This is a genomic window from Rothia sp. 27098_8_29 (assembly GCF_041432785.1).
GTDB classification, from domain to species: Bacteria; Actinomycetota; Actinomycetes; order Actinomycetales; family Micrococcaceae; genus Rothia; species Rothia mucilaginosa.
On the sequence record NZ_JAPWAI010000001.1, the window covers coordinates 177,427 to 189,744 of the forward strand.

Sequence of the window (12,318 nt, forward strand, 5' to 3'; positions counted from 1 at the left end):
TTTATTAGCCAGGAGTGAATAATCCAGCTAATATTTATGTATAGTTTCAAGCTTTTGTAAAGGGTGAATATGACCTCAGCCTCCTATACCGTCCGCACCGCCGAGTCTCATGAATATGCAGATGCGCTCGAGGTGCTGATTGCCGCATTCGACGGAGACCCCGCCATGATGGCAGTCATTGCAGGTGGTAGCCGCCGACAGGAACTTGCCAAGCTCCGCGCAATCATGACCCTGCAGGTCTACGGTAACTTCCAGGGCCGCGGACGTATCGACATTGCTATTGACAACACCACCGGAAAAATCGTGGGTGTCTGCCTCTGGAACACCCCCGAATCCCAGGAAGGTTCCTTCGCTAACGAACTCAAGCAGATTGGCGCCTACTACAAGGCGCTCGGCTGCAAGACTCTGCTGAAGGCGATCCTAATGGAGCTGCATCTGCTCAAGTACCGCCCCGCGTACAAGCACTGGTACCTCTTCAACATTGGTGTTCTCGAAGAGTATCGTAGCCGGGGCATTGGCTCCCAGCTACTCGACTACGGTACCGAACGCATTGGCGACTACCCCGCCTACCTCGAAGCATCGACCTACGACAGTGCACGCCTCTACGAGCGCCGCGGATTCTTCTCCCTCGGCCCGTTCCACGGCATCTTCTCCAAGGCGCACGCCGTCGGCATGGTCTACCCCGGAACCGGCCCGGCCGAGATTGTGCAGCGCAACTCCTAAAACTTCCGGACGCTCACAAAACCGATAAATGTATATACAAAATCCGCCCCACCGTGAGCACTCGCACGGTGGGGCGGATTTTTATTCTCAGAAGACGAGATTCTTATTGGAGCTCATCCGGAGCAGACATATCAGGCTGAATCTGATCCAGATCTGGGATGGAACGCACCGTAGCCCCCAGATGGAGCTCAACGGGGAGTACATCCTCAGGCTGGCTCATCGGGGGAGCAGCTTCCTCCGCGGATTCTCCCTGTTGCAGCTCAACCAACTCCAGCAGACGCTGCGCGGTACGCTTCGCTATACCCTCAATCGGCTGAACCACGGTCGCTAGTTCCGGCATGAGTAACTGAACGCTCTGCGTGCCGTCATAGCCAATCACCTGGAAATCCTCAGGAACGCGAATGCCTCGAGCACGCGCCCACCCCAGGGTGAGTGCGGCGTAATTATCGTTGGAGGCGAAGACCGCGTCCACCGGCTCGGGGCTATCGGCACGCTCATCCAGGTAGCGGTAGAGCACCTCGCGCTTAATGCCCAGCGAAGGGCGGAAGCCCAGCTCTACAAACTCCGGCATGAGCCCCGCCTCAAGCATTGCCTCACGGTAGCCGCGCTGACGCTCATTATGCTCACCCAGGGTAGAAGTTACGTGCACAATATTCTGCGCACCCGTGGCGATGAGGTGCTCCGTGGCGGCGCGGGCACCTCCGTAGTTATCGGAGCGAATATTCGGGTAGAAACCACTTTCGAGACGGTCTACGGTCACCAGGGGAGCCTGCGCATGCGGAATGTTAACCAGCGCATCTGAGTGGGCGCCGCTGATGATGCCGTCCACCTGATTGGAGAAGAGCATCTCCAGATAGCGCTTTTCTTGCTCGGGGTGATCGTCGCTATTGCAGAGAATGACCCGGTAGCCCTCTTCGGCAAGGTGGCTTTCGAGGCGGTACACCATCTCCCCGTAGAAGGGGTTCGCAACCGTGGGGAAGATAAGGCCCACCATCTGCGAGCGCTGACCCTGCAGGCTACGGGCGATGGCATTGGGGCGGTAGCCGAGTTCCCGCATCGCCTCGTGGACCTTGGTGCGGGTATTTTCGCTCAGGTAGCCGCGGTTATTGAGTACGCGGGAGACCGTGGTGGGGGAGACGCCCGCTAGGGCTGCAACGTCGCTGAGTTTGGGCTTTGCCACGGGGGCTCCCTTCGATATGTTAAACGATTGACATATCTTTCTACTATACCTTCTTCACAGGAGCTAACGGAGCCTCGAAAATCAGACGAGGCCTCAAAAAACTAGAAAAAGCGCTTTTCCCCTGTGCTGCCAACCGCACCGATTTGCCGTGCCGGTCTACAGCACCGGAATAACCGGAACGCGAGCCCCCACCTCATGCGCAGAACCTCGCACCGAAGAATCATCCAACACTGCGCAGTGAGTAGCCGCCGCCAACGAGGACAGCATATGCGACGCCGACTTCGGCAGAGGATACGCCACACCATCACGCACCGACACCGGAAGCAGACGAGCCCCCGCCGACTTACGCAAAGTATCCACCGGATCACCCAGAACCGCCGAATCTAGCTCAGGAAGAGGCATATCCCTCATACCAGCCAAAAGCGGCGGCAAATACGAATACAAAGCCGTGTACGCCGCCAAAGGATTACCCGGCAGACCCAACACAAAACGCTCACGACCCGAATTCGGACCCTTCTCCGGAACCGGCAAACGCGCAGCCAACGCAGGATGACCCGGACGCACATCCACCGACTCAAACAGGTACGTCGCACCCATATCGTTGAGCACCTTACGCACCAAATCAACACCCGAAGTACTCGACCCGCCCGTAAACACCAGCACACGAGCCGTCGATGTGGACAAGAACGTGCGGAACTCAGACTCAACATCCGCCAGGCGAATCGACGGGCGCGCCTCGCAACCAGCAGAAATAATCGCATGCTCCATGAAGCCGCCAAAGGCATCACGCACCTGACCCGGCGCAGGCACACCAAAGGTAATGACCTCATTACCCGTAAACGCGCAACGCACCGGAATCGGGGCATACACCGGCAACTCATCAAAACCATTCGTGCCCAAGAATGCCGCCATACGAGCAGACACACGGTCACCGTGGCGCGCCAACAACTCGCCACGTTCCAGCTCAGCACCAGCATGGCGAATATCAGCACCCGGTGCTGGAGGCTCAAAACCCTCCGCCATATCCAGGTAATGAATGCTCGACGCAGTCTCCAAATGAGCGCTCACGCCCGGATGCGAAGAACCCTCCGCACCTTCATACAGACGCGAATGCTCCTCACGCACAATCGCCTCCGCGCCCTCCGGGATCAAGCCACCCGTCAGAATTGGGGTCGCCTCACCCGGAGCAATCGGCACCGTTAGACGGTGAATATTCGCGCGAGAATCCTCCGGGTACGCAGGAGTCACCAGACGCCACGGAGGCACACCCGCCACAGCGTAACCGTCCATCGCGGAAGAGCTGTAGTGGGGCACCGGCATCATCGAATAGACATCGTCCGCCAAATAGTGGTCAATCGTCGCCAACAGCGGCAAAGACTCCGTCTTCACATGGTGAGCAATCTCCAGGCCCTGCTCATGCAGAATCTGGCGGGCCTGCTGCCACGAAACAGAAGGAATATGGTGAGACATCGTACCTCGTAAAAGTGTGTGCGGGACGCGCAACAGCGCGCGAGCTCAAAAACATCGCCCGGTCGGGCGTTAAGACCTACCACTAGGGTACTCGTAGCTTGGCAACTAGCGCTCCCGCGCGCCTCAGATGCTAATAACTCGTGCTAATAACTCGACCAGAGCGAGGTCGTATAGCCGAGAGCCTGCGCCTGCTCCCAGGTATCAACATCGGCGGTATCAGCGGCAGACATCTCCACCGCCGCGGGGTTCAGACGGCGCAAAAAAGAACGAACAGAAGCGTCAGTCGTACCGGTCGAAAAGACCGAACGGATCGCCTCAAAACGGTAAATACCCACCAGCGGCTGATAGATGCCCTCAGAAACACCCCAGAAACCCTCAGAAGCTTCAGAGTCACTGGGCGCTTTAGAACCGGTGGGGGAGAGGGTAGCCGCTACCTGCTCAGCACTTCGTGCCGCGGCAATCAGCTGCTGAACCGCCGGAGCAATACGCGGAGTATCCACACCCAAAATCAGGCACCAGCCCGGCAACGGGGTCTGCGAGCGCTCACAATCCGCCGCAATACACTCCAACCCGGCATGAATCGCCGCGGCAGGACCCGAAAACGGCGGATCCTCACGAGTACGCAACACCCCGGTAGGCAACGGCAAGCTCTCAGGACCCACCACCACACGCGGGGACGCGGCGTCCACCGCCTCCAGGGCACAACCCAGCAGGGTATTCGTGCCATCAGACAGGGACGCCTTCGGCACGTGGTTCAGGCGGCGAGAAGCGCCTCCGGCAACAACGACCGCGGCGCACGAAAAATCACCCTCAGCGGCAAGCTCAGAACCGGGTATCTTATCCGCCCGCATTATCCACCCGCAAAGGGAGGCAGAACGTCCACACGATCGGTATCCTGCAGCGGAGCCTGCGCATCAGAACGGGCACCGTTGACCAGGAACGAGCACTGCTCCATGACCTGCGCAAGAGTCAGACCCGAAGGGGTCGTGCCCTCCAAGCTCTGGCCCAGATGCTCAATCAGCGCGCCAAGAGTTGCAGACGGCAGCTCAGCCAGGGGCACCGACAGCTGCGCGGTACCCGCCGCAGAACGCGCGGCAGCGAAAAAATGAACCTGCATAATGCTCCTCAATCCTTGATCAAACTCTGAGTAGGGTAGCCGAAAGCCAGAGGGTGTAAGGTGCCAGTAAAAGACCTTGTCCCACACGTATTGGGCTGTATATCCGGCTAATAAATAGGGTAGTTTCCTTAGCCACCAATAGCGCTCATCGAGCGGCTCGCCTTGGCGAACTCCTCAATATCGAAGTCAGCGTCTTCCTTACCGTGAGCGCGCGGCTTAAACCACATGCCCTCACGCCAACGTAGAGCCAGCTGCTGATCGTCAGCGCCGGAGCGTAGAAGCTGCATTAGATCAGTCTCAGTGTCAGAGAACAAGCACGAGCGAATCTTGCCGTCCGCCGTCAGACGGGTACGAGTGCACGCATTGCAGAACGACTCCGTCACCGAAGCGATAATGCCCACACGGCCCAGCGACTCGGTGTCGTCAGCCGGGAAGCCCGCCTCATCCAGGGCAGTGCCGAGCGGGTACACCTCCCACAGCTGAGCGGGGGAGTCGCCGCGAGCCTCAGCCACCGAACCTAGAACGTACTCAGCCGACAGTTTCTCGCGAATCTCAGCGGCAGTAATCGTGCCCTCACGGGTCCAACGGTTATCGGCATCCAGCGGCATCTGCTCAATAAAACGCAGCTGATAACCGCCCGCCAATGCCCAGCGCAGAAGCTCCGGAGCCTGATCATCATTCAGACCCGGCATCAGCACAGCATTAATCTTGATGGGCCACAGACCAGCCTCAGCAGCACCGTCAATACCCTTGAGCACGGCATCGAGCTTATCGCGGCGGGTCAACTCGGCAAAGGTTTCACGGCAAATCGTATCCAGAGAAACATTGATGCGGGTCAGACCAGCCTCCGCCAGGGCGGTGGCACGCTTCTCTAAACCAATACCGTTCGTTGTAATAGCAAGCGGAACATCCGGATGCGCCTGATGGATACGGGAAATAATGTCCACCAAATCGGCGCGCACCAGCGGCTCGCCACCGGTAAAGCGGATCTCCTCAACGCCCAGCTCAGTAATCGCAATATCGGCAAGGCGCGCGATCTCCTCGGCGGAGAGCAGATTCTCCTTGGGAAGCCACTGCAAACCATCCGCCGGCATGCAATAAATGCAACGAAGATTACATTTATCGGTCAGAGAGATACGCAGATCCGTCGCCACGCGACCCCAACGGTCCAAGAGCGGACCGCTGTTTGTAATATTCGGGAGCTTACGCTCGACCTTTACGCCACTCTCAGATTTTTCGGGCGTAATAAAAGCAGCCCCGTTACCCTCCGCAGAAGATAAGGTGCTTAACGTTGGGCCCGCAATGAGCTCAGAAGAGGCCGAATTTGCCGTGTACGCCATGTAAAACCTATGTGGAAAATTTGCATATTTCAGGTGACAATATGATTATTCCATGTTCCGGCGCCCCGTACATAGTGTGTGCAGGGTAAGTTACAACTGCGCCACGGCAGACAACCACGACGAAGTAACGCCGCGTGTACAAGCTAGGGACGTACACGGAACGTCATACAGAGCCCGCACATGGACGCACCTCACCTTCAATAGCAGTACGAACTAACCAAGGAAATACCTCATGAAGACCCCCCTCGCAGCCCTCAGCGCGCTTGCCGCAGCAACCCTCGCCCTCACCGGATGCGGCGCCACCCAGAGCTCCTCTTCGTCCACTGCCTCCGCATCGAGTAGCCAGGCTGCTTCCGGCAAGGTCGAGGTCTTCGCCGCCGCCTCCCTGAACAACGCAGGTGCAGACCTCGAAAAGGCATACGAAGCCGCCAACCCCGGCGTAGACGTCACCTTCGTCTATGAAGGCTCCGCAAAGCTCGTCAACCAGATCGAACAGGGCGCAACCCCCGACCTGCTCATCACCGCAGACACCAAGAACATGGACAAAGCAAAGAAGCTCGACCAGTTCTCCGACTCCGAAACCAACGTTCTGGTCACCAACAAGCTCGTGCTCGTCACCGCCGAAGGCAACCCCGGCAAGATCAACAGCCTCGACGACCTCAAGACCACCGACGGCGTCGTCGCAGTCTGCAAAGAAGACGTCCCCTGCGGCACCATCGCCCACCAGGAACTGAAGAAGCACGACATCACCCTCAAGAACGCAACCACCGAAAGCAAGGTCACCGACGTAGCCACCAAGGTCACCACTGGTAACGCCGATGCGGGCTTCATCTATACCACCGACCTCGCCGCCGCGAAGAAAAAGGGCGTCAACCTCGGCTCCGTCGAGCTGACCGATGTGGAACGCAACGAATACCCCGCAGCGCTCAGCAAGACCGGCTCCTCCTCCGAAACCGCGAAGAAGTTCAACGAATGGCTGAAGAACTCCGACGAGGCGAAGAAAATCCTCACCGAGTACGGCTTCAACACCGCACAGTAATTCAACACCGCCACAGTAGGGAACAACCCGCGTCTCATCACCCATGACAGACACTACCGCTACCCATCGCAACGCCGGAACCTCACGCACACCCGGAAGTAGCCTCTTCGCCTCCGTGCCCGTGCTCTTCCTGGTTCCGGCGTCGCTGGGTGTTTTCCTCATCGCCGGGCCGCTCCTCGGGCTCTTCCTCAATATCCCCTGGAGCCAGCTCGGCAGCATCTTCACCCCGCAGGTGCTCGGGGCGGCGAACCTCTCGCTAGGCACCGCTGCCGCCTCCACCCTTATCTGTGGCCTTCTCGGCGCACCCCTGGCGCTCGTGCTCTCCAAAGTGCTCAACCGCTCGCGGTTGCACCGATTCGGGTCAGTTCTCTACGCCATCATCTACACCCCGGTGATTCTCTCCCCGGTCGTCTCCGGCCTCGGACTGCTCTTCTTCTGGGGACGCAAAGGCATGATCGGCACCTACCTCTACCAGGCAGGAATCTCCATCCCCTTCACCCCCAACGCGGTGATTATCGCCCAGGTCTTCGTCGCCCTACCCTTCTTCGTTGCCACCGCAGTCACCACCCTGCAGGCTATTCCCCGCGAATACGAAGAAATCGCCCTCGTCGAAGGCGCTAAACCCGCAGAAATCACCTTCAAAGTGCTCCTGCCCCTCGCCGCGCCCGGCCTCGCCACCGCCTTCCTTCTCTCCTTCGCCCGAGCGCTTGGTGAATACGGCGCAACCGTCACCTTCGCCGGCAACGTCCAAGGAAAAACCCAAACCATACCCCTCGCCATCGACCTAGCCATCAACAGCAGCGACATCCCCAGCGCCCTCGGAAGCGCCCTGATACTCATCAGCCTCTACTTAGGAATCTTCGGGGTCCTCGGCCTGATCCGTGCCCTCAAAAAACTACGCGAAAGCACCCGATAAGCCGCTTCGTCACTTGCCCCACATACCGGCCGGCACACACCGGTCCTTAGGCAAAACTGCATTTACCAGTCCACAAACACACACCTACACTAGTCATAACCGCCGCCGCACGATTGGAACCGCCATGATTTCCCCCGAATTCAATGGAACCCCTAGCACCGAAGAATACCGCGCCTACCTGGCGCTCCTGCTACGCGAAGTCTTCATCGGCACAGCAGAAACGGTTCCCCTCTACCATGCGGCAGGACGCATCCTCGCCCAAGACGTCACCGCACGTATGGACGTACCCAGCTTCGACAACTCCCAAATGGACGGCTACGCCCTCACCGCTGAAGCCGCAGGACGCGAAGACCGCATCTTCACCGTCGGACGCGAAATCCCCGCCGGCCGCCCCCTGCAGCGTTCCCGCTCCTCCGACGACCTGACCTACCCCATCATGACCGGCGCGCCCATGCCCAAGGGCTACGACGCCGTTATTGCCGTCGAACAGTCCGAACGCATCGAATACCCCGACCTGCCCGAATCCTTCGGCCGCCCCAGCGAAAAGGTCAAACTTGCCCCCGGCAAGCCCGGGCAGTTCGTGCGCCGCCGCGGTGAAGACGTCGTCACCGGTCAGGTCCTCGCACGCGCCGGTGAACGCGTCACCCCCGCTCTGCTCGGTGCGCTCGCATCCCAGGGCTATGCCCGCTTGACCGTCGCGGCAGGTCCCCGCGTGCTCGTCTGCACCGGTGGCGACGAGATCCTCTCCGGTGTTGAAGAAGACGGCAGCGCCACCACCCAGGAACTCGGCCAGGGCCAGATTTTTGACGCCAACGGCCCCATGCTCACCGCCATGCTCCGCGAAGACGGAGCGGAGGTGCGGCGTATCGCTATTGGTGATGATCCCATCGAGCTGTTGCACGGCCTCACGGCAGAATACGAGAGCTTCAAACCGGACATCATCATTACCTCAGGCGGTATTAGCCACGGTAAATACGAGGTGGTGCGCAACGCCATCGCCAAGGCGCACGAAGCCGATATTCTGGTGCCCGTCTCCTGGTTCGGCCACGTCAGCCAGCAGCCCGGCGGCCCCCAGGGCGTAAACGTTCTCGCTTTCAAGGGTCACCGCGTGCCCATGATTTCCTTCCCCGGCAACCCGGTGAGCACCCTCATCTCGTACGCGCTGATTCTTCGCCCCTACCTGCGTGCCGGTGGCCCCTACGGCGTGCCCCACGCGGTTGCCTCCGAACAGGCAAGCCTGAACAACGCACCCCGAGGCGTGCTCGTCACCGACACCCCGCTCACCGCACCGGCGACTAAGCGCCAGTTCCTGCGCGGCACCCTCGCCATGGTCGAGGTGGAACCCGGAACCTACCGGGTGGAGCTCTACCCGGACATCCTCTCAGGCTCGCACCTGCTACACCGCGCCGCCCAGGCAGATGTGCTCATCGAGCTGGCGCCCGGAACCACCTACACCGGGGGAGAGGCGGTACACTACCACCGCATTCGCCTCACCGATAACTAAGCGAAACACCCCCGCATTGTTCCTTGCTTGAACGACAAGGAATAATTGAGACTCACACTAAGTAACGATTCGCGGCAGAAGAATACCGCGCAGAAGCCAGGAGAAACGATGACCTCTACCTCGCAGCCCAACCAGGAACTGACCCATGTGCGCGCCGACGGCTCGGCACACATGGTGGACGTTACGGAGAAGTCGGTCACTACCCGAACCGCCCTGGCTGAGGCGACCGTGCGCACCCGCGAAGACGTGATTGCCATGATTTTTGATGCCGATCTGCCCAAGGGCGACGCTCTTCCCGTTGCACGTGTTGCCGGCATCATGGGCGCTAAGCGCACCCCGGAAATCATTCCCCTCTGCCACCCGCTGCCCCTGGGTAAGATTACGGTGGACTTTGAGCGTGGCACCGACTTTGTGCGTATTGAGGCGTCCGTGAAGACCCGTGGCGTCACCGGCGTAGAGATGGAGGCGCTCACCGCCGTCTCCTCGGCGGCGCTGACCGTTTTCGACATGATTAAGGCAGTCGATAAGCACGCCGTCATTACCGATATCCGTGTTCTGGAGAAGAGCGGCGGCAAGTCCGGCGACTGGTCCGTCCGCGAGGACTCCTAAGCTGCGGCGGCGCACCGCCCCCATCGTCATCTGATAGATACAGAAAAGGAATTCCAATGAGTAGCGAAGACTACACCATGCCCGAGAACCTCACCGGCTTGGTTATTGTCGCCTCCACCCGTGCAGCCCGCGGCGTGTACGAGGATAAGTCCGGCCCCATCGCTGTGGAGTGGCTGCGCTCGCGCGGTTTCGACACCCCGGATGCCGTGGTCATTGAAGACCGCGATATTGTCGAGTACTTTAACACCCTGGTGGCCGAAGGTAAGAAGAACGGTAACCTGCCGACCTTCATCCTGACCAGCGGTGGTACCGGTCTGAACTCTGACGACCAGACCGTGGAGGCGGTTCGCCCCCACCTGGATAAGGAAGTACCCGGCATCATGCACGCTTTCTGGATGAACGGTCTGAAGAACGTTCCCGCGGCGGTGCTTTCACGCGGCGTGGCGGGCGTCATTGACCGCACCTTCGTGATGACCCTGCCCGGTTCGCGCGGTGGTGTGAAGGACGGCGTGGCAACCCTCGACCCGCTTGTTGAGCACATTTGCCGCCAGATGGAGGACTACCATGACCACTAAGCCGCAGAACGAAGAATCCCTGGACCATTCGGGTGCGCACGGTGCTGAGCCGAGCGGCTCGACCGTGGTGTTCACCGATATTACGGAGGCGCCCCTGGAGCCGCTGTACGCGGCGGCTAAGGCTGAGGTCATGACTGACGCCATGGGTGCCCTGGTAATTTTTGACGGTATTGTACGCAACCATGATCACGGTAGTGCGGTGCGCGGGCTGTCCTATAGCGCGCATCCGCAGGCTCGTGAGTATATTGCGGAGGTTGCCGCCGAGGTTGCTGCCGAGCTGGACGGTGTGCGTCTGTGGGCTGTGCATCGTGTGGGTCCGATTGCTATTGGTGAGTCGGCTCTGACCGTGATGGCGGCGGCTGCTCACCGTGGCCGCGCGTTTGATGCCTGTGAGCTGGTGGCTGACCGGGTGAAGGCTCGTGTGCCGATTTGGAAGGAACAGGAACTGCTCGATGGAAGCATCGAGTGGGTTGGTGTGGACACTTCGCCTGCTTAGCCTTCTGAATATTCTGATATCTCTATATAAGCCTGTCAGGGGGATTTCTCTCGGGCAGGCTTATTCTCCTTGAAAGCTCAAGTCACCTCTACTACTAGACGCGAGGAATCCCTATGTCTTCTCAGCCTTCAACTAGCACGGGCGAGCTCTCTGCCGTTGAGCGTGCGTTCTATTCTCGTCAGCTGATTCTGCCCGAAATGGGCTACGAGGCTCAGCTGGCGCTCAAGCGCGCACGCGTGGTGGTGCTGGGTGCTGGCGGTTTGGGTGCTCCCGCGCTGCTGTACCTGGCGGGTGCTGGGGTTGGTCAGATTGTGGTGGTTGATGATGACTTCGTGGATGCTTCGAATCTGCACCGCCAGGTGATTCATACGCACGCCAGGGTGGGTAATTCTAAGGCTGAGTCTGCCGCAGAGTCTTTGCGCTCGCTGAATCCTTTTATTGAGGTTGTGCCTGTGCGTGAGCGTTTGACGGAGGCGAATGTTGATGAGCTTCTGTTTGGTGCTGACCTGGTGCTGGATGGTAGCGATAATTTTGAGTCGCGTTATGTGGTGTCGGCGGCGGCTGCGCGTGCTGGGATTGCGCATGTATGGGCTGCGATTCTTGGTTTTGACGCGCAGCTGAGTGTGTTTTGGGCTGGTCGTGGTCCGGTGTATGAGGATTTGTACCCTCATGCTCCTGCTGCCGGTAGCGTGCCGTCGTGTAGTACTGCTGGCGTGGTGGGTGCTATGGCTGGCGTGGTGGGTGCTGCGATGGCCATGGAGGCGGTGAAGCTGCTGACCAGGGTGGGGGAGCCGCTCATGGGTGAGGTTGGCCTATATTCGGCGTTAAGCGGAAGGTGGGAATATATACCTCTTGTAGCTAGCGTGCAAGCTGTACCTAAGAAAAGCGCTGTTTTGCCCCAAGAAACGAGTCATAAGCCCAAAAATCATGTAACAATTCGTAACATTTCTCAGGATTTTACAAGCTCTTCTGCCGACTCGAAGCCCCGCTCAATGAGCGCTCAGGACCTTAAAAAGATGTCATCGGGTGAAAATATTGCCCTTTTGGATGTCCGTGAGCAGGTGGAGTTCAATGCCTTTGCGATTGATGGTGCCATCAATCTACCCCTCACTGAATTGCTTGAAGCAGCTCGAAATGACTCTCTCAAAGCCCTGATTGAGCGTAAAATCCCCGCAAATGCCCAGAAAATCGTTATTTACTGCACTGGATACACCCGAACGGTTGAGGCGGCTCGTGAAATAGCGCCTCTGGAGGAGCGTTCTGTGTACATGCTTGAGGGTGGAATTTCCGCCTGGCTTACGGTCTAAAGCACCCTTATTTCGCATGAATTAGGCAAGGTTTTTATCTCG

At 59.0% G+C, this 12,318-nt stretch carries 13 protein-coding genes; 8 read left to right on the plus strand and 5 right to left on the minus strand.

The features are described from left to right. Positions 1 to 69 precede the first annotated feature (69 nt). Positions 70 to 723, plus strand: coding sequence for an N-acetyltransferase (locus O3649_RS00735; protein ID WP_005504890.1), 654 nt, complete (start codon positions 70 to 72; stop codon positions 721 to 723). 103 nt (positions 724 to 826) lie between these two features. Here the strand turns inward: O3649_RS00735 and O3649_RS00740 are convergent, their stop codons facing one another. The 5 genes from O3649_RS00740 to moaA all read right to left on the minus strand — a co-directional run bounded on the left by O3649_RS00740 (position 827) and on the right by moaA (position 5,830). After that, positions 827 to 1,903 (minus strand): LacI family DNA-binding transcriptional regulator, encoded by a 1,077-nt coding sequence (locus O3649_RS00740; RefSeq protein ID WP_049353793.1) that lies wholly within the window; start codon positions 1,901 to 1,903, stop codon positions 827 to 829. A 156-nt stretch (positions 1,904 to 2,059) separates the two neighbouring features. Further along, entirely contained in the window at positions 2,060 to 3,373 is a 1,314-nt protein-coding gene (locus O3649_RS00745) for a molybdopterin molybdotransferase MoeA (protein WP_371572323.1), read from the minus strand. A 143-nt stretch (positions 3,374 to 3,516) separates the two neighbouring features. Continuing rightward, positions 3,517 to 4,224: a molybdenum cofactor guanylyltransferase gene (locus O3649_RS00750; protein ID WP_371572325.1), complete on the minus strand. Its 708-nt coding sequence runs from the start codon at positions 4,222 to 4,224 to the stop codon at positions 3,517 to 3,519. After that, positions 4,224 to 4,490 carry a MoaD/ThiS family protein gene (locus tag O3649_RS00755; RefSeq protein WP_294640228.1) on the minus strand — a complete coding sequence of 89 codons (267 nt, stop codon included), beginning with the start codon at positions 4,488 to 4,490 and terminating at the stop codon, positions 4,224 to 4,226. The genes O3649_RS00750 and O3649_RS00755 overlap by 1 nt, the downstream gene beginning before the upstream one ends. 128 nt (positions 4,491 to 4,618) lie before the next feature. Then, entirely contained in the window at positions 4,619 to 5,830 is a 1,212-nt protein-coding gene (gene moaA, locus O3649_RS00760) for a GTP 3',8-cyclase MoaA (RefSeq protein ID WP_371572327.1), read from the minus strand. 232 nt (positions 5,831 to 6,062) lie between these two features. Here moaA and modA point away from each other — a divergent pair, with 232 nt between their 5' ends. The 7 genes from modA to O3649_RS00795 all read left to right on the plus strand — a co-directional run bounded on the left by modA (position 6,063) and on the right by O3649_RS00795 (position 12,276). Next, positions 6,063 to 6,869 (plus strand): molybdate ABC transporter substrate-binding protein, encoded by an 807-nt coding sequence (gene modA / locus O3649_RS00765; protein WP_070688586.1) that lies wholly within the window; start codon positions 6,063 to 6,065, stop codon positions 6,867 to 6,869. Between the two features lie 115 nt (positions 6,870 to 6,984). Further along, complete coding sequence (locus O3649_RS00770) at positions 6,985 to 7,785, plus strand: ABC transporter permease (protein ID WP_371572330.1); 801 nt, start codon at positions 6,985 to 6,987, stop codon at positions 7,783 to 7,785. 124 nt (positions 7,786 to 7,909) lie between these two features. Continuing rightward, positions 7,910 to 9,289: a molybdopterin molybdotransferase MoeA gene (locus O3649_RS00775; protein WP_371572331.1), complete on the plus strand. Its 1,380-nt coding sequence runs from the start codon at positions 7,910 to 7,912 to the stop codon at positions 9,287 to 9,289. Between the two features lie 108 nt (positions 9,290 to 9,397). Continuing rightward, a complete protein-coding gene (gene moaC / locus O3649_RS00780; RefSeq protein WP_044150196.1) occupies positions 9,398 to 9,898 on the plus strand; it encodes a cyclic pyranopterin monophosphate synthase MoaC in 501 nt (166 codons plus the stop codon). Between the two features lie 56 nt (positions 9,899 to 9,954). After that, positions 9,955 to 10,473 (plus strand): molybdenum cofactor biosynthesis protein B, encoded by a 519-nt coding sequence (locus O3649_RS00785; RefSeq protein WP_005508377.1) that lies wholly within the window; start codon positions 9,955 to 9,957, stop codon positions 10,471 to 10,473. Continuing rightward, positions 10,463 to 10,969 (plus strand): molybdenum cofactor biosynthesis protein MoaE, encoded by a 507-nt coding sequence (locus O3649_RS00790; RefSeq protein WP_005504913.1) that lies wholly within the window; start codon positions 10,463 to 10,465, stop codon positions 10,967 to 10,969. Before O3649_RS00785 ends, O3649_RS00790 begins: the two co-directional genes overlap by 11 nt. A 113-nt stretch (positions 10,970 to 11,082) precedes the next feature. Next, positions 11,083 to 12,276, plus strand: coding sequence for a ThiF family adenylyltransferase (locus tag O3649_RS00795; protein ID WP_371572334.1), 1,194 nt, complete (start codon positions 11,083 to 11,085; stop codon positions 12,274 to 12,276). Positions 12,277 to 12,318: the final 42 nt, after the last annotated feature.

Bases quoted from the DNA above. Each gene is read 5' to 3' on its own strand.
- O3649_RS00735 (WP_005504890.1), top strand. From the start codon at position 70: ATGACCTCAGCCTCCTATACCGTCCGCACCGCCGAGTCTCATGAATAT.
- O3649_RS00745 (WP_371572323.1), bottom strand. From the start codon at position 3,373: ATGTCTCACCATATTCCTTCTGTTTCGTGGCAGCAGGCCCGCCAGATT.
- O3649_RS00750 (WP_371572325.1), bottom strand. From the start codon at position 4,224: ATGCGGGCGGATAAGATACCCGGTTCTGAGCTTGCCGCTGAGGGTGAT.
- O3649_RS00755 (WP_294640228.1), bottom strand. From the start codon at position 4,490: ATGCAGGTTCATTTTTTCGCTGCCGCGCGTTCTGCGGCGGGTACCGCG.
- moaA (WP_371572327.1), bottom strand. From the start codon at position 5,830: ATGGCGTACACGGCAAATTCGGCCTCTTCTGAGCTCATTGCGGGCCCA.
- modA (WP_070688586.1), top strand. From the start codon at position 6,063: ATGAAGACCCCCCTCGCAGCCCTCAGCGCGCTTGCCGCAGCAACCCTC.
- O3649_RS00775 (WP_371572331.1), top strand. From the start codon at position 7,910: ATGATTTCCCCCGAATTCAATGGAACCCCTAGCACCGAAGAATACCGC.
- moaC (WP_044150196.1), top strand. From the start codon at position 9,398: ATGACCTCTACCTCGCAGCCCAACCAGGAACTGACCCATGTGCGCGCC.
- O3649_RS00785 (WP_005508377.1), top strand. From the start codon at position 9,955: ATGAGTAGCGAAGACTACACCATGCCCGAGAACCTCACCGGCTTGGTT.
- O3649_RS00790 (WP_005504913.1), top strand. From the start codon at position 10,463: ATGACCACTAAGCCGCAGAACGAAGAATCCCTGGACCATTCGGGTGCG.
- O3649_RS00795 (WP_371572334.1), top strand. From the start codon at position 11,083: ATGTCTTCTCAGCCTTCAACTAGCACGGGCGAGCTCTCTGCCGTTGAG.